At 60.7% G+C, this 20,804-nt stretch carries 22 protein-coding genes; 8 read left to right on the top strand and 14 right to left on the bottom strand.

Translation table 11 applies throughout. The features are described 5' to 3' along the window. Nucleotides 1-143: 143 nt before the first annotated feature. Together KA712_07840 and KA712_07835 are read left to right on the top strand one after the other, a co-directional pair. On the top strand, nt 144-977 hold the full coding sequence (locus tag KA712_07840; GenBank protein MCG5052857.1) for an AraC family transcriptional regulator: 834 nt from the start codon (nt 144-146) through the stop codon (nt 975-977). A gap of 81 nt (nt 978-1,058) precedes the next feature. Next, nucleotides 1,059-1,997 (top strand): phytanoyl-CoA dioxygenase family protein, encoded by a 939-nt coding sequence (locus KA712_07835; protein ID MCG5052856.1) that lies wholly within the window; start codon nt 1,059-1,061, stop codon nt 1,995-1,997. A gap of 14 nt (nt 1,998-2,011) precedes the next feature. On the opposite strand, the gene KA712_07830 is transcribed toward KA712_07835, so the two are convergent. Further along, complete coding sequence (locus KA712_07830) at nt 2,012-2,827, bottom strand: TIM barrel protein (protein ID MCG5052855.1); 816 nt, start codon at nt 2,825-2,827, stop codon at nt 2,012-2,014. A 128-nt stretch (nt 2,828-2,955) separates the two neighbouring features. Between KA712_07830 and KA712_07825 the strand changes: the two genes are divergently transcribed. Further along, entirely contained in the window at nt 2,956-3,996 is a 1,041-nt protein-coding gene (locus KA712_07825) for an L-rhamnose/proton symporter RhaT (protein MCG5052854.1), read from the top strand. A gap of 31 nt (nt 3,997-4,027) precedes the next feature. On the opposite strand, the gene KA712_07820 is transcribed toward KA712_07825, so the two are convergent. From KA712_07820 to KA712_07800, 5 genes are all read right to left on the bottom strand, one after another. Beyond that, nucleotides 4,028-5,311 (bottom strand): IS4 family transposase, encoded by a 1,284-nt coding sequence (locus KA712_07820; protein MCG5052853.1) that lies wholly within the window; start codon nt 5,309-5,311, stop codon nt 4,028-4,030. A gap of 500 nt (nt 5,312-5,811) precedes the next feature. Beyond that, nucleotides 5,812-5,997, bottom strand: a complete 186-nt coding sequence (locus KA712_07815; protein ID MCG5052852.1) for a hypothetical protein — start codon at nt 5,995-5,997, stop codon at nt 5,812-5,814. Between the two features lies 1 nt (nt 5,998). Beyond that, nucleotides 5,999-6,463 carry a nucleotidyl transferase AbiEii/AbiGii toxin family protein gene (locus tag KA712_07810; GenBank protein MCG5052851.1) on the bottom strand — a complete coding sequence of 155 codons (465 nt, stop codon included), beginning with the start codon at nt 6,461-6,463 and terminating at the stop codon, nt 5,999-6,001. Between the two features lie 77 nt (nt 6,464-6,540). Continuing rightward, nucleotides 6,541-6,723 carry a hypothetical protein gene (locus tag KA712_07805; GenBank protein MCG5052850.1) on the bottom strand — a complete coding sequence of 61 codons (183 nt, stop codon included), beginning with the start codon at nt 6,721-6,723 and terminating at the stop codon, nt 6,541-6,543. 3 nt (nt 6,724-6,726) lie between these two features. After that, nucleotides 6,727-7,173 carry an ISAzo13 family transposase gene (locus KA712_07800; GenBank protein ID MCG5052849.1) on the bottom strand — a complete coding sequence of 149 codons (447 nt, stop codon included), beginning with the start codon at nt 7,171-7,173 and terminating at the stop codon, nt 6,727-6,729. On the opposite strand from KA712_07800, the gene KA712_07795 reads away from it, so the two are divergent. Then, nucleotides 7,163-7,660: an ATP-binding protein gene (locus KA712_07795; GenBank protein MCG5052848.1), complete on the top strand. Its 498-nt coding sequence runs from the start codon at nt 7,163-7,165 to the stop codon at nt 7,658-7,660. The genes KA712_07800 and KA712_07795 overlap by 11 nt on opposite strands. A 109-nt stretch (nt 7,661-7,769) precedes the next feature. On the opposite strand, the gene KA712_07790 is transcribed toward KA712_07795, so the two are convergent. The 3 genes from KA712_07790 to KA712_07780 all read right to left on the bottom strand — a co-directional run bounded on the left by KA712_07790 (nt 7,770) and on the right by KA712_07780 (nt 8,790). Continuing rightward, nucleotides 7,770-8,195: a PIN domain-containing protein gene (locus tag KA712_07790; GenBank protein ID MCG5052847.1), complete on the bottom strand. Its 426-nt coding sequence runs from the start codon at nt 8,193-8,195 to the stop codon at nt 7,770-7,772. Further along, a complete protein-coding gene (locus KA712_07785; protein ID MCG5052846.1) occupies nt 8,179-8,466 on the bottom strand; it encodes an AbrB/MazE/SpoVT family DNA-binding domain-containing protein in 288 nt (95 codons plus the stop codon). The genes KA712_07790 and KA712_07785 overlap by 17 nt, the downstream gene beginning before the upstream one ends. 84 nt (nt 8,467-8,550) lie before the next feature. Continuing rightward, nucleotides 8,551-8,790: a hypothetical protein gene (locus KA712_07780; protein ID MCG5052845.1), complete on the bottom strand. Its 240-nt coding sequence runs from the start codon at nt 8,788-8,790 to the stop codon at nt 8,551-8,553. Between the two features lie 396 nt (nt 8,791-9,186). On the opposite strand from KA712_07780, the gene KA712_07775 reads away from it, so the two are divergent. The 3 genes from KA712_07775 to istB all read left to right on the top strand — a co-directional run bounded on the left by KA712_07775 (nt 9,187) and on the right by istB (nt 12,036). Continuing rightward, nucleotides 9,187-9,534: a hypothetical protein gene (locus tag KA712_07775; protein MCG5052844.1), complete on the top strand. Its 348-nt coding sequence runs from the start codon at nt 9,187-9,189 to the stop codon at nt 9,532-9,534. A 204-nt stretch (nt 9,535-9,738) separates the two neighbouring features. Continuing rightward, nucleotides 9,739-11,280 (top strand): IS21 family transposase, encoded by a 1,542-nt coding sequence (gene istA / locus KA712_07770; protein ID MCG5052843.1) that lies wholly within the window; start codon nt 9,739-9,741, stop codon nt 11,278-11,280. Between the two features lie 9 nt (nt 11,281-11,289). Further along, a complete protein-coding gene (gene istB, locus KA712_07765) occupies nt 11,290-12,036 on the top strand; it encodes an IS21-like element helper ATPase IstB (GenBank protein MCG5052842.1) in 747 nt (248 codons plus the stop codon). Nucleotides 12,037-13,030: 994 nt separating this feature from the next. Here the strand turns inward: istB and KA712_07760 are convergent. The 4 genes from KA712_07760 to KA712_07745 all read right to left on the bottom strand — a co-directional run bounded on the left by KA712_07760 (nt 13,031) and on the right by KA712_07745 (nt 17,812). After that, nucleotides 13,031-13,465: a DUF86 domain-containing protein gene (locus KA712_07760; protein MCG5052841.1), complete on the bottom strand. Its 435-nt coding sequence runs from the start codon at nt 13,463-13,465 to the stop codon at nt 13,031-13,033. Beyond that, a complete protein-coding gene (locus KA712_07755; protein MCG5052840.1) occupies nt 13,462-13,896 on the bottom strand; it encodes a nucleotidyltransferase domain-containing protein in 435 nt (144 codons plus the stop codon). The genes KA712_07760 and KA712_07755 overlap by 4 nt, the downstream gene beginning before the upstream one ends. A 627-nt stretch (nt 13,897-14,523) precedes the next feature. Further along, nucleotides 14,524-16,164 carry a hypothetical protein gene (locus KA712_07750; protein ID MCG5052839.1) on the bottom strand — a complete coding sequence of 547 codons (1,641 nt, stop codon included), beginning with the start codon at nt 16,162-16,164 and terminating at the stop codon, nt 14,524-14,526. 604 nt (nt 16,165-16,768) lie between these two features. Continuing rightward, nucleotides 16,769-17,812 (bottom strand): transposase, encoded by a 1,044-nt coding sequence (locus KA712_07745; protein MCG5052838.1) that lies wholly within the window; start codon nt 17,810-17,812, stop codon nt 16,769-16,771. 466 nt (nt 17,813-18,278) lie between these two features. Between KA712_07745 and KA712_07740 the strand changes: the two genes are divergently transcribed. Continuing rightward, complete coding sequence (locus KA712_07740; protein ID MCG5052837.1) at nt 18,279-18,890, top strand: site-specific integrase; 612 nt, start codon at nt 18,279-18,281, stop codon at nt 18,888-18,890. Between the two features lie 410 nt (nt 18,891-19,300). Here KA712_07740 and KA712_07735 read toward each other — a convergent pair whose 3' ends face one another. After that, nucleotides 19,301-20,509: a PDDEXK nuclease domain-containing protein gene (locus tag KA712_07735; protein MCG5052836.1), complete on the bottom strand. Its 1,209-nt coding sequence runs from the start codon at nt 20,507-20,509 to the stop codon at nt 19,301-19,303. Nucleotides 20,510-20,804 lie beyond the last annotated feature (295 nt).

Here is a 20,804-nt window from a genome sequence, read left to right as displayed (position 1 = left end):
CTTCTCCCTCGAGCGGCGCCCCGTCTACCCCGGAACCCTCGATCAGGCGAATCTCACACCAGTGCGCTCAGGTTTTGGCGTTTCTCGGGTGCCGGTGACAGGCACCAAACGGGCGGCCGACTTTGCGTTAAGCTGCCGACTGCATGCGGCCCGGCAATCGCTTTCGCTTTCAGTATTCCACCGCCTCACAACTGGGACGGATCACGGAAGCCGGCCTCATTCGCAATAGCCAAGGCCCGCACGAGTGGCGCACCTTGGGTCATTACGCGCTGGTGTATTCGTTGTCGGGCGGCGCCCAGTACCGCGATCGCAATGGCATCCACCAAGACATCGATCCAGGTGACGTGATCCTGCTGTTTCCCGACCTGCCCCATGCCTATGGCCCCAAGCCCGGGCAAACGTGGAGCGAGTTTTATCTCATCTTCGACGGCCCCGTGTTCGATCTTTGGCGGGCCAAGGGCATATTGGATCCCACCGCGCCCAAACATCACGCCCACCCCGTGGACGTTTGGTTGCGGCGGCTTGAGCAGGTGGTGCAGCGCGCCCGCAAGCCCGGCTTGACGCTGCCGCTGCTTGAGGTGTGCCGGCTGCAAGACGTGTTGGCGGAAATTGTCACGGGCGGTGCGGCGGCGGCCCGCGGGCAAGGGCCCTTGCCCGAAATCGCTCGCGCGTGCGCGCTGCTGGCGTCCGACGTAGACCAGTCGGTGGATTTGGCAGACCTGGCGCGAGAAATGGGCATGAGCTACGAAACTTTTCGCAAGAAATTCGTGCAAGTTGTGGGCGTGCCCCCGGCCCGATACCGCAGCGCGCGATTACTGGAACGGGCGTGCGAGCTGATTCGTCATGGCCACATGACTGACAAGGAAATCGCACTTGAGCTGGGATTCTGCGACGAATTTCACTTTTCGCGGCGCTTCAAACAGATCATTGGCGTGCCCCCTCGCAGCTACCGCCGCAAAATGTCGCGAACGGCCTAAGCGCGGATAGCTCGGGGCGCGCGACCAAAACGCACAAGTCTTTGCCCAAGCCCGCCATGCCCCCGCCCGCCCAAGGCGCGCATGCTTGACGGCAGGGGGATCGCCATGAACATGGAGCACGCGCAGCCGATCACATCATTGGGCAAGGCCTTGGACACAAGCCCCGAGCGTTTTGGACCAATGCGCCGATCAGACGACATCGCCGCCGACACCGTGGCGCTTCAGGCGCGCATGAAGCAAGACGGATACCTGCTGCTGAGCAACTTGTTGGATCGCAACGAAGTGTTGGCCGCGCGCGGTCCGATCGTGCAAGCGCTGGCCGACGAAGCGCAGCTTGAACCCGGCACCAACATCGACGAGGCCGTGGCCCGGCGTGGTACGGACCTTTACTTTCGCCCCGATATGGCGGCGCAAAACGCGGCGCTCAAGCATCTGCTCTACAACCCAGAAGGCCGCATGATGCGCTTTTTTGAGGGCTTCTTGGGCGGGCAAGTTCGGCATTTTGATTTTACATGGTTGCGCTGCGTGGCCCCGGGAAAAGGCACGCCCCCCCATTGCGACATTGTGTACATGGGCCGCGGCACGCACAGGCTTTACACCGCGTGGACGCCGCTCGGCGATGTGGATCTCGACATGGGCGGTGTGATGGTGCTTGAAGGCTCGCATTTGAACGAGCGGTTGCGCAATGGCTACGGCCAACGCGACGTGGATACCTATTGCAGCAACAAACCCGACGACGATTCGCGCTCAGCGCGCGGGCTTAACGGATGGCTCTCTGACGATCCGGTGAACCTGCAACGCGGGTTCAAGGGCCGCTGGCTCACAAGCCCATTCGCGACCGGTGACGTGCTGATCTTCGATATGTTTCTCGTGCATGGGGGCCTCGACAACCGAAGCCAAAGCTTTCGATTGTCATCCGACAGCCGCTATCAGCTGGCTTGCCAGCCCGTGGACGAACGTTGGGTAGGTGCCGATCCCCCCGGACATGGGCCCGCCAGCAAACGCGGGAAGATCTGCTGATGTTGCAGGCGCGATCAGGCGCCGCACGCGTCAGCAAAACGCTGGCGCTGGCGCTGCATCTGCCACACGGCCACGTCCCACATGTTCACGATCGGCGCTTGTGTGTAGGGCATGAGCATCTCATAAGGTGGCGGTCCAAACTCGGGCGTCAGCGTGGAGGTCGTGGCCCCACGTGCGGCTTGCCGCTGCCAAATTCGCGACCACCAATTTTCGTGGGCCTGAACGTGGGCCTGCCACTGCGGGGCGCGCGGATCGTACACCTGCGGCCCCTGCTCATGCCCCACGCGCGCGTGAATGTGCACGGCGTGCTCAATTGCCAAATCGAACGCCGCCTTCTGATCAAACGGCAACCGCTCACACACATTCACCCAATGGCTGAAGTCTGCCGTGATCTTCAGATCGGCAAACGCGCGCAACATGGCCAGCGTGTCGCGCGGGTTAAACAACACGCGCCCGCGGTGGGTTTCGTGGGCCACCAGCAATCCCAGGTCGCGTTCAATCGCCAAAGCTTCACGAAAAAACGCCTTGGCTTCTTCGGCCTCCCAACAGTCAACGCCGCTGTGGGCGTTCACGAAGCGCGGACGCACCTGCGCCGCCACCTCCATCTGCGCGCGAAACGACCGCACGTGGTCTTGCACGCTGCCGCCCGGTTCGGGAAAACATGTGACCACTTGAAACACACAGTCGAGGCCATACTCAAGGCAAAGCTCACGGTAAACGTGCGCTTCCATGCCCGCAGGCAGCATGCCCTCCACGCCGTCGTAACCGGCGCCTTTGATCCGCGTCAGCAGCGAGGGCGTCACCGCATCCAAACCCCACAAATGCCTCATGACTTGCAATTTCATACAGCTGCCATGATGGGCGCCGCGGCTTGCGAAGGCCATGTGCCCGCTGGTGGGCGGCATGGACAATCTGGTCAAATGCGAAAGCGGCCATCGAGGCCAAGAAGTGGCACAGCATGAGCGCTTTGTTTGCGGTGTTGTTTCACGGCATTGGCGGCCTGGCCGCCGGCAGTTTCTACGTGCCTTTTCGTCGCGTACGCGGGTGGTCGTGGGAAAGCTATTGGCTGGTCAATGGCGTGTTCGCGTGGCTGTTGATGCCGTGGCTGGTGGTGCTGGCCATGGTGCCGCATTGGGAGCGGCTTATGCAATCGGCGCCCGCGAATGTAATCCTCTCCTGCTTTGGCTTTGGCTTGTTGTGGGGCATTGGCGGCCTGACCTTCGGCATGACCATGCGCTACCTAGGCGTGTCTTTGGGCATGGCGGTGGCCTTGGGCTTCTGTGCGGCCTTCGGCACCTTGGTGCCCATGCTGCAGCAAGGGCAGTTGGGATTTCTGGTCACGCAAGCTTCGGGCTTGGCCACGTTGGGCGGGGTGGCCTTGTGTGTGGTTGGCATCGCGTTGTGCGGACAAGCCGGCATGCTGAAAGAGCGCGAGCTATCGCCCTCACAACAGCGGGCCACGGTGGCCGAGTTTCATTTGGGGCGCGGCTTGCTGGTGGCGGTGGTGTCGGGGCTACTGAGCGCGTGTTTCGCCTTCGGCCTAGCGGCTGGCAAACCGCTGGCGTCCTTGGCGCTGGCCGAAGGAACGCCAAATTTGTGGCAGAACAGCGTCGCGTTCGTGTTCATCATGGGCGGAGGCTTCACCACGAACTTGCTGTGGTGCACGTTCTTGCATGCGCGCAACCGCAGCAGCGGCGATTACGTTGACACCCAAAAGCCGCTGGCGAACAACTACCTATTTTCGGGAATGGCAGGGGTTATTTGGTACAGCCAATTCATGTTCTATGGATTTGGCTCCACCTACTTGGGCACCTACGACTTCGCCGGCTGGACGCTGCACATGGCGTTCATCATCGTATTCTCCACCCTGTGGGGCTTGCAACTTGGCGAGTGGCAGGGATGTGGTCGCCACACCCTCAAACGCCTGGCCACGGGGTTGGCGTTGGTGGTGCTTTCCACCGTGGTGATCGGTTTGGCTGCAAAGTTGGGTAAAGCCTAGCTAGGCCATAGCTAGGCCCAATGCTGTTCACTTAAGCACCACCCCTTTGGATGGTGCGACCGAAGGGACGTTTGCACTCCCTCGGATAGTGCCTGTCTTGTTGTGGGGCGTACGCGAACATTCGAAGGGCAGCGATGTCATCGTCCATCTGTTCAAGGATGGATTTTCCTGAAAGCATCGCAAAGAGCAGATCACCGGCCGCTCGTAGGCAGTCTGCGCGAACGACGCGTCGGCCATCAAGGGTACGCTCCGCTTCTGCTTGAAGGAACGATGCCAGGGCTATCCAGATCATCGCGGAAATGAGTTCCTGTTCACATCCTTGGACGCTCTTGCTGTGGAAGTCCTCGGTCTGCATGAAGCTCTTCATTTCCTTGAAGAGAGATTCGATTCCCCATCGAGAGGCGTAGAGCTTGATGATGTCTTTGCGATCGAATCCGTCCTTTCCGCTCAAGGTGGACACGATGACCATCCTTTCGTTCTTCGTGCCTTTCCTCGGGCGGCCTGGCTTTGCGTCGCGCTCGACGACGCGCACCTGAAGCTCAATGTTCCCTTTTGCCCCCGGAAGCGTCAGTGTCACTTGGGCGGTCTTCTTGTTTGAAGACAAGAATGGCTTGAGCTCTTTCCACGCCGTCGCCTTCGATGCGCTCATTCTCGCAATGATGTCAACGCCATGTTCAATCAAGGCTGAGAACAGGTGGCGACTCGGAAACCCTCTGTCCATGACGGCCACGTCGCCTGCCTTGAACGGCAATCGGTGAACCAGCTTCTGCATGGACGTCCTCTCGCCGATGCCTTTTCCGGTCAGGGACCAATCCAACGGAAGACGGCGAAACACATCCGCAGCCATCACCACCAACCCTTGTGGATTGTGCACCGACGTCCCATTCGGCCGCTTCGGCCGCGCCATCTTCCTCGCTGTATCCGCGCTGCGCGGCAACACAACCCGCGTTCCATCGAACGCGATGAATCGACGTTTCCCCCACGGGGTTTTCGGAGTCGGCATGATGGACTCGCACCGCTCGACCAGCTGGTGCAGCAACCCACGGCATGTCTCGATCGAGACCTTCTTTCTTGCTTCACTGATGGACGACAACGTCGGTACCTTCGCCCAATCGAACACCTTGCGCCCGTAGTACGCCACGATCCGCAAGCTCCGTCGATAGCTCATCTTTCGGTCCGGCATCGTCAGGACCATCAGCCACATCAAGACGCTGCGGGCGCTCCATGTCCGTGTCCGGTCGAACTTGTCCGCACAGCCACTGGTCAGTTTGAAGAACGCTCGAAAGTGATCGCCAGGTCCACGAAGCAGGCTCATGAAGGCCGGCGCTCGCAGCCTCGGGCCTTGTCAAGACGAATTGCACAATATTTTCAGATGGTTACGAGGTTTCTTAAGTGAACAGCATTGTAGCTAGGCCTCTACTAGAGTTCCGATGGCGGATTCGCCATTCTTGCCGATGATGAGATCTTCCTCCCAATGCACGGGGACAGCTCGGTCTGAAGCCTGCACAGGTCGGTCGCCGACCATCACCATGTCGCACATGCGCCCCTGGGCAGAGGTTCGCCCTTGGCGCTTTCGGCGCGTTCGTCCCGTGCGCAGCTTCCCTTGGCCATCTCCCCAGCGTCCCATATATGCCTCCGTTCGAGTGAATCGTCACGTCGAACCGTTGCGTCGTTGCCTTGAGACCGCCTGCACAAAAGCGGACATTTCTACTTTGCGTTGCCAGGCTGACGCGGAAGGATGTGGTGCTTAGACTTCCTGTGCGCCGCCCATGCTTGCGCGAGCTTGCTGATGATATCGTTCGCGACGTGCAGAGCTCATGACTCTTGTGCGCGCGGTCGGAGTTGGCCCAGGCGCAGGCACACGTTCGTCAACTGGCTCTGCATCTTCAAGCGGCTGGAGATGGCGGCCGGTGACATATCCACGCCCTTGGCGACGTAGCCACGATGCCGCTGCGCGGCCGCCATGCTCTTGAGCCGTTCGGTGATGGCGGAAGGGCTCATGTCAACCACGGTTGACCTCCGCGAGTTTTTGAACGTCAACCAGATCTTGAGGCCGTCCTGCTGCAAGCTTCAGTGAAATGAGCCCCTCGCGCGAGACGACGGTCACCGTACCGCCGTCGAAACTCAAGGTCTGACGTTGCTTCCACACTTTGTGTAGCGGCCCCTTGGCAATAAGCGCATCAAGCATCAGCGGTTGGCCGTCGGCGAGGACCTTGGTGAAACGCACGATGGTCACGCCGCTTGGAAAATCGAGCGGTTCGGTCTCGAAAGCGTATCCAGCGGCGCGGGCGCTTTGCCGCAAGTCATCGAGCGCGTCTTCCGGGACAAGGATGTCGATGTCTTGGGTCGCGCGGGGCACACCGTGAACCGCCAACGCGATGCCGCCGCACAGTGCGTAGTCCACTTTTAGCCGCTGCATTTCCCCCAGCAGCTGGGTTAGCTCCGCATAAAGGTCCATCGCCCACATTGTGGGCTCTCGAGCCGACGGCTGCAAGCGGGGGCGCCGCGCCTTGGGGACTGCCGCGAAAAAAGTCGATCGTCTCGTCATGTCGGTACGGTCGGGTGGATGGTGTAGTTCCACTCGCCGTGGAAGACGTTGGGCTCGAGATTCACGAGTGCGAGGCCCTTGTCCGAGACGCGGCGACCCTTGGCGCAAGTGCGACTGTCGCCTCGGCTCTTCACGAGCCGTCCGGACTTCGTCGTCGTCGCCGCGATGAGATTGACGATGACTTATTGGGTGACCAGAGGCTTTCCGCGCCAGTTCTGGGGGATGAAGGAATACAAGCGGTGCTCGATCTTGTTCCACTTGCTCGTTCCCGGAAGCAGATGACAGACGGTGATGGGGAAGCGCAGGTCGTCGACGAGCTTTTGTAGCTCGAGCTTCCATAGGCGCAGCCTATAGCCGTTGCTTCCACCTCCGTCCGCCGTGATCACGAGCGAGGTCGCGTTTGGATACCTCGGGGCGCCCATCTCGCTCCACCAGGTGCGGATGCTCTGCACCGCGAATTCCCCCGTGTCGTGGCTCACGCTAACGCTGACCCACGCCTCGTTCTTCTGGAGGTCGTAGATGCCGTACGGTGTGGCGCGTCCCTTTTCGTCGTCGACGAAGTCGTGCACGTTGACATCGACCGGATCTCCCTTCCCGCTGAGCTCGCGGCCGCCATTCTTGTACTTCACCAAACATGGTCGCAATCTCATCCTGGTGGCTCCGCAAGGACTCGGCAAAACCATGATAGCCAAAAACGTCGCTCATCAAGCCATTCTTCACGGCCACTCGGTCCTGTCGGTGACAGCCGCGGAGCTCCTCATGGACCTCAGCAGCCAGGACAGCCCTCGCGGTCTCGATCGCCGTCTACGCCACTACGCCCAACCGGCGCTGCTCGTGTGCGACGAGCTCGGCTATCTCTCCTACGACAATCGAAACGCCGACCTTCTCTTTCAAGTCGTCTCCCGTCGCTACGAGAACAAGAGCATTCTGCTCACGACCAATCTGCCATTTTCAGACTGGCCATCCATCTTCCCCAACGCCACCTGCGCCATCGCCCTTATCGATCGAATCATCCACCACGCCGACATTATCCCCATCGAGGGCGACAGCTTCAGGCGCCGCGAAGCCCAAGGCACCAGCGATGCTCGGAGGCAAAAACGCCCGGACAAGCCGTGATCTCGGCCGCCTGTCCACTTTTCTGCGCTTTCCCGCGATCGCCAACAGTCGCCCTGGCATAGCCTGTCGCTACTTGTTCAAGGGATGGTCGCTCGCTCGGGTGATGCCATCAAATGAAGGGGTTCACAGCGCGAACAGAGCCGTATAAACGGCCATGCTGAAAGTCTTCTGTCCATAGTTCTGAAAGGCCGAAGTGTTCGCCGTAGGCCCACATATGGGCGTCGAACCAACTGAGCTGGTAGGTTGCCATGCCCCGTAGCGCCAACAGAAACACATGCTCGTTCGGATACAGAATTGGAAATTGGGCGATCAGTTCTTCAACTTCACGTGTTGCCTCCGCGCGGCTCAGAATCGGCGCAGCGCCGGCAAAGCTTCGGGTGACAACCGCTACGAATTCCACAAGCGCTTGATGGGGAATGCGCGCACCCTCTTCGGCAATTGCTTGTCTTAACCATGCCGTAGCGGTGGCTTGTTTTTGCGGAAACCGCGAATCGAAGCGGTACACGAGCACGTTGGTATCAACCAACGCGGCCACGATCGTACAGCTCCTCTCTTGTCCAAGCGCGCTCGCCACTCGATGCAGGTGACTTGGGCGATTGTTCCCGTCGCTTGGTGGCTTCATCGAAGAGCCGCAAGCGTTCATTCGCGCCGGAGCCCGCAAGTTTACCCTGAGCTGGCGCGCGCTTTACGACGCGAATGCCGTCGCCCGCTGGAACCCAATCAATTTCGTCACCAGGGTGGATGGCGAACTGCTCCGCAATAACCTTGGGGACTGTTACCTGGAGTTTGCTCGTAACGCGAGCCATTTCCTTACTTTAGCAAGGATAGAATCCTTGTCAATTTCGACCCCTAGGCTCCAGGGGCTGCCGCGAAAAAAGTCGATCGTCTCGTCATGTCGGTACGGTCGGGTGGATGGTGTAGTTCCACTCGCCGTGGAAGACGTTGGGCTCGAGATTCACGAGCGCGAGGTCCTTGTCCGAGACGCGGCGACCCTTGGCGTAAGTGCGACTGTCGACTCGGCTCTTCACGAGCAGTCCGGTCGTCGTCGTCGTCGCTGCGATTAGATTGACGATGACTTGATGGGTGACCAGAGGCTTTCCGCGCCAGTTCTGGGTGATGAAGGAAAACAAGCGGTGCTCGATTGTTAGGTCTCACGTAAATCCGTAAACCCCCAGGAAGGAATTCCCGCACTGGGTCCCTGGTGGTTTTCGTGATGAGGGGGCGGAAAGCGGGACAAGGGTGAGGTGGCTTTTTGCGGGAAACGGGGATCTGGGTGAGGCTACCGGCCGGCAGGCATAACGCCCGCCCTTGGGACCCCAGAAAAAGGTTGGGCCCGCCACGGAGGCAACCGTGCGAGCCCTTGGCCGGTCGTGCAGTTGCGCCAAGCGACAGTACTGACCAGCGAGCAATACGTTAAGCAGGAAGGCTGGCAACAGGCAAGGCTCGAGCGGTGTCCGGCGCACGGATCTGGTAGCAAATGTGGCTTTCGCAGCCTCGGGACCTACGCCCGGGTGGAGCCAGCTGGGATGCGGGTGGCCCGGTACTACTGCCCGACGGCACATCGGACCTTCAGCCTGTTGCCCGACTGCTTGGCGTCTCGGCTCAGTGGCTCCCTGGAGGAGGTCGAGGCCGTGGTGACCGCGGTGGAGGCCGCGCCGTCGATAGAGGCAGCCGCCGATCGGCTGCGGCCAGACATCGAACTGCCCGGGGCGGTGCGATGGGTGCGCCGCCGCTACAGCGCCACCCGGGCGGCCCTGCTGGTGCTGGTGACCTCGACGCCCGCGCTGCTCGGCAACTGCGAGCCCACGCTCGCTGAGGTCCGCCAGCGTCTGGGCACTCCGGTACTGCGGCATGCATGCACCGGCGGATCGTGATCGCTCGGATCGAACCATCGTGATCGCCGGGATCGGCCATCATGATCACCTGGATCGGTGCTCACGATCAGCGGGATCGGCCATCATGATCACCTAGATCGGTGATCGTGATCAGCGGATGCCGCAGCGTGTCCTGCGAAGGAACACGCCGCGTCGCGGCGATGGAGTTGCTCGAAGGGGCTGCCCCCCGGCTAAAAGCCGGGGATGCCTACGGAGCGACTACCAATGAGACAAGTCAGAGAAATCCTTCGACAGAAATGGCTGCTTGGGCGGAGCCATCGCGATATCGCCCGCAGCCTCGGAATCAGCGCGGGGGCGGTAGGCGAGACCGTTCGCCGTGCCAAGGAAGCAGGCTTCACACAGTTCGCGGAGGTGGACACGCTGGCAGCAAGCGCGCTTGAAAGGCGGCTGTACCCGTCCTCTGCTGAGGCAGAGAGGCCACGCCCCGACTGTGCGTGGATCCATCGCGAGCGGCGCTATCCTGGCGTGACGCTCGAGCTTCTGCACCTCGAGTATGTCCAGGACAACCCCAATGGCTACGGGTACACGCGGTTCTGCGACATGTATCGTGCGTGGCTCAAGCAGCGTAGCTACTCGATGCGGCAGGTTCACCGCGGCGGCGAGAAGACGTTCGTTGACTACTCCGGAAAGAAGCCTTGCATTTGGGATCCGAAGACGGGCGAGCGCATCGACGTTGAGCTCTTCGTGGCGGTTGTCGGAGCTTCCAACTACACGTACGCTGAGGCGACGCCCACACAACGGGGGCCCGATTGGATTTCGAGCCACTGCCACGCGGTCCAATACTTTGGCGGTGCCACCGAGGTTGTTGTGTGCGATCAGCTTCGCTCTGGCGTCACGGCCCCTTGCCGATACGAACCCGGCATCCAGCGGACCTACGAAGAGTGGGCAGAACATTACGGAACGTCAGTCATTCCTGCTCGTCCACACCATCCCAAGGACAAGGCCAAAGTCGAGACCGCCGTGCGCGTCGCACAGCGGTGGATCCTGGCGCGTCTGCGCCACGAGAAGCACTTCTCGATCGTATCGTTGAATGAGCGCATTTGGGAACTGCTTGAGGACCTGAACAACCGGCAGATGCGGATATACAAACGCAGCCGGCGCGAGATGTTCGAGCGGCTCGATAAACCGATGCTCCGACCGCTTCCCGAACGTCCGTTCTCCTACGGCGAGTGGAAGGCCGTCAAGGTGAACATCGATTACCACGTCGAGGTGGATGGTCACTATTACTCGGTTCCCCATCAGCATGTGGGGGAACAGGTCGAGGCTCGGATGTCGGCTTTCACGGTTGAGGTTATTCGCGACGGCCATCGCATCGCCTCGCACGCAAGGAGCTTCCAGCGCGGGCGCCACACCACCGTGCCCGAGCATATGCCGGCTGCGCACCGCAAACACATGCAGTGGTCTCCTTCGCGCATTGCGAACTGGGCGGCAACGATCGGACCACAGACGCGCCTTCTGGTGGAACGAATCCTCGGCGATCGGCCCCACCCGGAGCAGGGCTATCGATCCTGCCTTGGAATTCTGCGCCTGGAGAAGCGCTACGGCGCCTCAAGGCTGGAGGCCGCATGCGCGCGGGCCGTTGCCGTGGGCGCGCGGTCCTATCGCCATGTCGATTCGATCTTGAAAAACGGCTTGGATGCTTCGCCTTTGCCTTCGCAGGAAAACTCGTCAAGCGCAGCACCTGCTGCACATTCGAATATTCGCGGACCCAACTACTACAACTGAAGGAACCACATGCTGAAGGAACAGACACTCGACAAGCTTCGCAGCCTACGTCTTGACGCTTTTGCCACGACGTGGACAGAGCAGCAGAAGAACACAGAAATCGCCAGACTGTCCTTCGACGAGAGGCTTGGATTGCTCGTCGATGCGGAATGCCTCGCGCGAGAAAACAAGCGGCTTTCGAGATTGCTGAAAGAAGCCAAGCTACGCCTGAGTCAAGCTTGCATCGAGGACATCGACTACTCACCACGCCGAGAGATCGACAAAGCCACCGTTCGTCAGCTGGCTTCCTGTGCTTGGATCCAGCAACACCAAAACGTGATCGTCACGGGAATGACTGGAACCGGAAAGACCTTTCTTGCCTGTGCGCTCGCCCAGCAGGCGTGCCGCAAGGGCTTCTCCGCCATCTACCGTCGAGCCTCTCGTCTCTTCGACGAACTGGCGCTCGCCCGAGCGGACGGCAGCTACGTGCGCCTTCTTGCAAAGCTCGCGCGCGCAGATGTCCTGGTGGTGGATGACTGGGGACTGGCACCCGCACGTGAGCAGGAGCGCAGGGACTTTCTCGAGGTCCTTGAGGACCGCTATGGCCAGCGGTCCACCATCATGACCAGCCAGCTCCCGCCCAACAGCTGGTACGAACATCTGAATGACCAAACCATGGCAGATGCCATCCTCGACCGCCTTCTTCACAACTCTCACCGCATCGTGCTAAAGGGTCCTTCGCGCAGAAAGACAACCCAGGAGATCCCGACCGAGTAACCTTGCCCCCAGAACAACTTCCATCGTCGCTCCGCTCCGACCGATCACGATGCCCGATCTGATTGATCACGTTCGCCGGTATATGCACATTGCGCTTCTCCAGCTCGGAGATCCGCCGATCCTTTGCGTCCCTGATCGGCTTACGCCCCACCTCCTTTCCTTTCAGACCCTTGGCCCCCTCCGCCTCGAGGCGCAGCCGCCAGCTCGCAAGCTGCGACGCGCAGATGCCTTCCTTCCGCAGTAGCTTCCCCACGTCACCGCGCTCGGCGCATGCGTCGGCTTCTCTCAAGATCCGGAGCTTCTCCCCCGCGCTGAACTTTCGCCGCTGGCCCGTCGTTCTCCGGCAGCGCAATCACTTTGTTGTCGATGCTTACTGGTTTTGGCACTTCTTCTTGACCACTCTCGCCCCACAATGTACTTCAGTTCTTGTCAATCTGGCGTCTCGGGTATTGTTGCCACGGGGGGCGACAGCCACGTTGGTCACCTGTGCCCCCGTCGGGGTCACCACGGTGCCTCCCTCGATCACCAGGTCGTACATGCCGTCGAGTCCGTGGGCGCCCGATACAGACATTCAGACAGGATTTTGTCTAGGTCTGGGTTAGCCGGGCCGAGACTTGGTCGAGGTCGTCCTCGGGCCGATAGGTAGATCGAAGGTTGTTCAGCAATGGGGCGGCTTCCTTCACCAGGGCCATGAGACGCAGCAGGCCGTGGCAGGCGGGGTCAGCTTTTCTACAGGCGCACATTGATCGCCCAGCGATTGCAGCCTTCGCCATAGCGTACGCTGCGCCTGCACCTGCTCTGATGAGTTTTCCCCTGCGGCGACTTTGCCCACGCCAACCGCAAAGCGAACTGCCATACGCGCTGTCGCTCGGTCACTTCATCGCCAACTTCCATCAGGCTCTCGCGCCAACCTCATACTGCGACGAGAAGACGCACGCTGCCCCGAGATGAGCGGTGATTCGTTTCTCTTTGCTTGGCCGTGAGCCTGCAGATATCAGGGGATAGAAGTGGAAGGGCCCAGATGAGAGGCGACGCTGGACGCAAAAGTTTCGAGCGCCGCAATGCCGCTAGGCAACTCGTGCCAGATGCGCGCCATTTCCACACTGGCGTAGCCATGTGCAAGGCGGTTCCTCAAAGCGGCCATTTTTGCCAGCGATGCCGCAACCTCCGGCGTGATCACGCCATGGGACCCAAGCAGCGCAAAGGCTTCAGCGTAGGAAGCTGGCAGTCCCCATTGTTGGTTGGAACAAAAATGCAATGCGATGTCCAAAGCCTCTTGAACAGAAACCAGAAGACTCATCCCCAATGCGTCCTGCAGATCGACATCAGCCACGAAGGCATTCAAGTTCCCCATGTGACGGCGGCGCATGCGGTTCACGTGCTCGCGCAGGGATGCAAGCTTGCGCAGGATGAGTCTCTGGTCGGTCATGTGCTGGACATTTTCCTCGTGCCCGCTAGCCGTTCTCGAAAACGTTCTGCCGCCCTATCATACTCGGGGGCGAAGTCAATGTACTCGGCAGCGGCCTCCGCCTTGAAGCGCGTGGACTCTGCATCTGTACTTTGATGTAGAACGATCCCCTGCTTTGCGATCTCCCACAGCAAGAGCGTGGGCGCGCAGTCGATCCTGATCAAGTCGACGTCACGTCGGGCGGCGCGGGTCAGGGCCACTTGCAGCGCAAGTTCGTCCGAAAGCGAAAGATTCGGGTTCTTCGGAAGAACGGCGATGTCAAGGTCGCTATCGGGCCGCAAGCTTCCTGTAGCGGCTGACCCAAATATCAGAGCAAGACGCAAGGAGGGGCCTTGGGCCAGGGCAGCCTTCAGCGCATCGAAAGGAATTGGTACAGACAACCAAATCAGCATACCTCGCTCTGGGCCCAGCGGCAGGTAGCAGCAGACTCGCCTCCGACCCAGGCAACGCCCTACAGCTCGCGCCCGGCGCGGGCACGGGCCACTCCTCGTTCCACGCAAGACTCGGTTGCGGTTGGCGACCACCCTTTTCCGCACGGGGCTTTCACCCGTAAGATCCCGGTCGATGGTTTATGTCTTGTTCAGGTCATGACGTCCACCTTCGCCAAGCTTTCCTGGCGCACCACAGGCAGTTCAAGCACCAAGCCCACTCGCGTCAAACATGTCAACGCAAAGTAAAAATGTCCGCTTTTGTGCAAAGTAGAAATGTCCCTCACGCGGCGCGGCGTGGAGGGGGTAGCGGAGGCTGACTAAGACCCAAAATCACAGCGGCTTCTGCTTGCGTCAGCCGCTTTTCCAACACCGCTGGACGACCTGCATTCGGTCCATTTCCGGCGCGCTCATTGTGACAAGATCCCTGACCATTGTGGCCCGAGGCTGCCAGGCATCTGCACCCAAAAGAGGACATTTCTAAGTTGCACAAAGCGGACATTTTCACTTTGCGTCTACATTTTAACGCACAGTGACAGTCGTGCTTGAACTTCCTGTACGCCGCCTTATCCGAGCCTTAGCTCTGCCCGCCTACTTCGACGCGAATTGGTTGAGGACGCGTTCCATATGGTCGATCGCAGGCAAGGGAAAAACGTAGCTGGACGAAGTTCTCATGACGGATTGCTGCGTGGCAGAAATGAGCCCCCGCCTTTCGACCAGGTGACGGGAGCCGCATCTTTGCAGTCCAGCACTACAATCCACGACGAAGCGCACTTCAGAATCTATGCTGCTATCGTAGAGTATCCCCGTGCCTTGCAGGACGCCCTGTAGTTCTTTGAGGAACGGCGGAACAAGTCCACTATAAGGGCTCCACCAAGTCCACGAAAGCTCGGAATCTGCCGGCAGCGTGGTTGGGTAACTCGCGCTCCGCCCTGGCGCCGCTAGGTACTCATCTTGAAAACCGAAGATCGCGTGCCCCAGCTCGTGGATGAGAACCGCCGATGATCTGTCATAAACATTTTCCCAATCCACCCGAAGCGGCGCACTATTGACAGGGATGTCTCCCTCCGGTGGCGACTCCAGAAGATTGATCAATACCGAGATTCCACCTACAGCCCAACCCGAGGTGCGCCCCGTCGTCCACGAGATTCGCATGACGGGGCCACGAGCCCCCACCTTCCGGACCTCTGTTTCTATGAAAGTTCCCAGCCTTTCCTCAAAAGCATGAATCGGCAGGGCCATGACCCAAAAATTGAATGCCGAAGGAAACTTGCGAAAGGGTTCGATCTGCATCAAGCCGGGACGAAAGAGCCACGTGGCTTCATCGTTGCTGCGCTGGGTCTGAACGACATTGAACTTACTTCGCAGATCGAGCGAAACCGCCCTCTGAATGCTGTCGAGCAGCTGTGACTGGGAACCAAACCCCGCATGGGCGAAGACGAGGTTGATGCGGTCTCGCGAGGTGTCGTTGTGCTCCGGGTACAATGCCGTCGCCGGCGCGGTCACCACGAAGCGTTTGCGATAGTCCGATTCCGTGCACTCAGTGGCAAACGCCCCAAAACAAACCGACAGATCATAAAGCCCCTCCCGAGGAAATCTGTATGCAGAGGAAAGCGACGTCGTCTCCACCTGGACGGGACCCAAATCGACGGCGGCGACTTTATCCGAACTTTCGGCTCGTCTTACGAACAGCCACGCCCTCTGAGACTGCGCGGACCCAATAAAGTCCACGGCATGGTCACGCCACATGCGTGTCATATCCAACGTGAGCGATACCGACTCACCCTGGGGTACCCATTCGAACTCGGGCGTCGGCGCACCCGCGTGGATATCGAATGGGAACGGATTCGCTTCAACTTCAAATGCCGCCAAAGACTCCGAGACACGTTGCTCGTAAAAATAAAGGGCCACGCGTTTGGCGCCTTCCTTCGACACAGCCACACTCGGGCAGACCAACTTTTGAGGGGTTCCCTCGAGATGACACCCTGTTTTCATGAGAGCCTCTTCACCCAGCACGGTCGCCCGCACGAGACCATCCGTCGATGCATCAGGTCCACCACCAATTTGGTAAGTCCAGCCTGACGGGGGTGGCAGAAGGGGAAATTCGCAAAAAGCGGCGGAGACGGCATGAGCCGGTACGCGTGGAGGCGTGCCCACGAGCGGGCCGAGCAAAACGCGGCCAGGGGCGCAGCGTCCTTCGCGCACGTGTTCAGGCTCGAGCGGGATCGCCATCGGGCCGAGGGGAGGCCGTTGGTAATGAAAAGGACCCGTCGGGTCCAACGGAAGGTCTGGCGACGCGCCCCCGATGGGCATCTCGGGCATGCCACCCATGGGCATCTGGGGCATGCCACCCATGGGCGGTCCTTCCATGGTGCCCCCCAGCAGAGCGCCGCCTGTTCCCCCGGCGGCGCCTTCACCTCGAGCTCCGCGCCCCGCGATGGGGTTAGGCGTGTCGCCGGCATCAGGTTCCTCCGCGCCGCTTTCCTCCCTATCCGAAAGCGAGTCTCCACCACTACCGCAGCCCGATGATAGACAACCCAACAGGGCAACCAGAAAACAGGACGCACCGTAACGCATTGCGGGTCGACGAGGAGGTTCCGAGTTCTGAGACATCGGCGGCATCGGTCTGCAAAGGGCGGTCCAGCCTGGCCTTGCCTCAATAAGGCACGGCATCGGGGCGTTTTATGAGGGGCATCCTTGCCTCTTTTTGTTCACCGCCACGAAAATCTGAGGCGAACTGCAGTTTCTTGAGGAAGACCGAATGCCCACCAAGCGGACGGCCAAGGTGCCAGGCGGGTCAGTCTCCTAGGCAACTCCTAGGCACAATGCTGTTCACTTAAGCACCACCCCTTTGGATGGTGCGACCGAAGGGACGTTTGCACTCCCTCGGATAGTGCCTGTCTTGTTGTGGGGCGTACGCGAACATTCGAAGGGCAGCGATGTCATCGTCCATCTGTTCAATGATGGATTTTCCTGAAAGCATCGCAAAGAGCAGATTACCGGCCGCTCGTAGGCAGTCTGTGCGAACGACGCGTCGGCCATCAAGGGTACGCTCCGCTTCTGCTTGAAGGAACGATGCCAGGGCTATCCAGATCATCGCGGAAATGAGTTCCTGTTCACATCCTTGGACGCTCTTGCTGTGGAAGTCCTCGGTCTGCATGAAGCTCTTCATTTCCTTGAAGAGAGATTCGATTCCCCATCGAGAGGCGTAGAGCTTGATGATGTCTTTGCGATCGAATCCGTCCTTTCCGCTCAAGGTGGACACGATGACCATCCTTTCGTTCTTCGTGCCTTTCCTCGGGCGGCCTGGCTTTGCGTCGCGCTCGACGACGCGCACCTGAAGCTCAATGTTCCCTTTCGCCCCCGGAAGCGTCAGTGTCACTTTCGCGGTCTTCTTGTTTGAAGACAAGAATGGCTTGAGCTCTTTCCACGCCGTCGCCTTCGATGCGCTCATTCTCGCAATGATGTCAACGCCATGTTCAATCAAGGCTGAGAACAGGTGGCGACTCGGAAACCCTCTGTCCATGACGGCCACGTCGCCTGCCTTGAACGGCAATCGGTGAACCAGCTTCTGCATGGACGTCCTCTCGCCGATGCCTTTTCCGGTCAGGGACCAATCCAACGGAAGACGGCGAAACACATCCGCAGCCATCACCACCAACCCTGGGCCGCGCCATCTTCCTCGCTGTATCCGCGCTGCGCGGCAACACAACCCGCGTTCCATCGAACGCGATGAATCGACGTTTCCCCCAGGGCGCAAGGTGTTCGATTGGGCGAAGGTACCGACGTTGTCGTCCATCAGTGAAGCAAGAAAGAAGGTCTCGATCGAGACATGCCGTGGGTTGCTGCACCAGCTGGTCGAGCGGTGCGAGTCCATCATGCCGACTCCGAAAACCCCGTTGCGGGTTCGTGCGCCGCATGTGCTCGGGTAGCCCTGGGCACTTACGCACCCCAGGGCCCCCACAGATCCGGGCTTGCGGGACTACCGCACCCGGCTCTTCAAGAATACAGGTTCACTGACGTGGGTTTCCGCGAGAGCCACCCCTTGCTCTTGAGCGATCAGTGGCTGCAGCCAACGACGGTGGACGCTGGGTCTTCGAAACCAGCGGCACCGCATTTCCGTTCGAGGACCAAACGGCCTACACGAAAAGAGCCAAATCAAGTCGTCTAACGGGCGATATGCTTCACGGCTATCTGCTGGCGCTGGGCGTACCGGTCGACTCTGAACCGAACTGGCGTACTGCTCTCTTGGTCCAGAAATAGCGCAAACCGACCGACAGTACTCCACCGGCAGGGTCGGTCGTGGCACTTGCCATCCCGGCTACGCCACGCCTTCATCCCCAAGGATGGCGAACTACGCCGACTCGACACGCACCCCACGGACTCTGACCGAACGCGAGCAGAGAGCCCTGCTCAAGGTCACCGGCGAGCACCGAGCGGGCTACTGCGATCACTGCCTGTACGCCATGGCCCTCGGCACGGGCCTGCGGGAGCACGAGCTCATCGCGCTCTCGGTCGGGGATGTGTTTCGGGACGGTCGGCCCAGGCGCAGGCTGCTGCTGTCGGTCTTCAAGGGCGCGGGCAAAGCCGGCGGCACGCAGGAGGTTCTCTTGAGCGAGTCCCTGCGCGGCAAGCTGCGCCGCTTCTGGGCCTGGAAGGCCCGGGAGCGTGAGAGCCTCGACGACGCAGCCCCGCTCTTCGTCAGCCGCCTCGGGCGGCGCCTGTCGCTCAGGCAGGTCCGCCACGGCTTCACCGTGTGGCAGGACCGGGCCGCGTTCGAGCGGCGCGTGACGTTTCACATGTTGAGGCACTCGGCCGTGACCAATCTCTACACGCTCACCAAGGACATCCGCCTCACGCAGCGTTTCGCCCGGCATCGCAGCCTCGTGACGACCATGGTCTACACGCACCCGAGCGAGGACGACCTGGTCAAGGCCGTCGAAGGCCTGCGATGCTGATGGTCTCGGACCCACTTGCACAGTCGCGGTGTCCACCTCGGTCATCGTGATCGCGGTGGTCAACGTGGACACGCTCGCCGAGACCACCGTGCACATCGCCGGATGCGCCGCTGTCGCAGTCGGGCCCGGGTACAGGTGGGCAGTCGATGTCAGCTTTCGAAAGATGAACCGGCCCCCCACCCCTCGGTGGTCTCGGCGGTGAACGCGGCCTCGATGTCGTGCTCGCCATGAACTACGCGAAGCCCTCGCCCAGACTGCGGAAAGCGGCGGTTGAGCGTCCCGGTCTGCCGGGCCTCGAAGGGCCGCACAGGCCGGACAAGTGGCGAACGCGGTGGTGGTGAACCGCCGGGTTCAGGCAGACCGGGCGGTGTGGGCATCGGCGACGTCGGAGGCCGCCGTCGCGACTCGATTCAACGTCGAGGCTTTCGCTTGCGCGCGGTCGTCTTCTTGGCAGCCGCCGGCTTCGCGGGCGATCGCGTCTCCAGCTGGCGCTTGGTCGTCTCGATGGCCTCCACGAGCACACGCTCCTTCGGCAAGGTCGTGCGGTACTCGGTGGCGAGGACCTTGTTGGGCAAGCCCTCGAGCGCGTACTTCGCGACGGCGTGGTTCTTCTCGGCGCACAGGATGAGCCCGACCGGTGGGTTCTCGTCCGGTAGCGTCCAGTGCTCGCGTGCGTAGTTGAGGTAGAGGTGCATCTGCCCGGCGTCGGCGTGCGTGAACTTGCCGATCTTCAGGTCGATGATCACCAGGCATCTCAGCCGCCGGTGGAAGAACAGGAGGTCAATCCGGTACCACTCGTCGCCGACGCGCAGGCGGCGTTGGCGGCCGACGAAGGTGAAGTCACCACCCAGCTCGAGCAGGAACGCCTCGAGCTTTGCGATGAGCGCGGCCTCGAGGTCCGTCTCTGAGTACTCGTCTTTGAGGTCAAGGAACTCGAGCACGTACGGGTCCTTGATCTCCTCCTCGGGAGTCATGTGGTCTTCCGGCCGAGGTTGAGCGCCCTTGGTCAGCATCGCCGCCTTGTTCCGCGACAGTGCGGTTCGCTCATAAAACTGAGACTGGATCTGCCGGTCGAGCTGGCGAACCGTCCACCCGCCACGCAGGGCTTCGTCCTCGTAGAAGGCCCGCGCGTTCTCGTTCTTCACGGCGAGCAGGCGCACGTAGTGAGACCACGGAAGCGGGAAGCAGGCTGCCACCTCGCTCAGGCTGGCAGCATCCCCCAATTGTCCAGACGCTGTCTGGACTTTCTCGGTCCCGTCCCCAGGCAGAGAGGATTGTCCAGACGCTGTCTGGACAATGTTGCGGCGCGCGAGGAAGAACGCGCGCATCTGAAACAGGTTGCTCCTGCCGAATCCGCACCCGAAGCGCTCAGTGAGGTCGGCCGAGAGTCGGTCGACGATCTCCTTGCCGTATTCGGCCCTGGTCTCTCCGGCCTGCTCAGCTTCGACGATGCGGCGACCCACGAGCCAGTAGGTTGCCGTCATCACGGCGTTGACGGTGCGGACGGCGGAATGCCGGGCCTCTTCGATCACCCGGGCGACGTCTGCGAAAAGACCCTCGTAGCCGGCCAGCTTGGCCGGCGCGGTCTTCTTCGTGAACGTCTTGCGGGACCGAGCCATGACGCCGGCGAGAATGCCCCAAACGGGCGACAAGAGCCAGCTTCTGGCCGCCCAGTCCGACAGGTCGAATGACCTTGAGCTATCCGTGAACGCACGCCTGCATGTCCTCGACGCCGATCGACTTCCCCGGCGCACGGAGGATTGCGTACAGTAAGTTCAAGCACCAAGCCCACTCGCGTCAAACATGTCAACGCAAAGTAGAAATGTCCGCTTTTGTGCAAAGTAGAAATGTCCCTCACGCGGCGCGGCGTGGAGGGGGTAGCGGAGGCGGGGTTTTGGCCACTTGTCCACAGAT

The sequence above is a fragment of the Myxococcales bacterium genome, from assembly GCA_022184915.1.
Lineage (GTDB): Bacteria > Myxococcota_A > Polyangia > Fen-1088 > Fen-1088 > JAGTJU01.
This window is presented reverse-complemented; position numbering and strand designations above follow the sequence as displayed.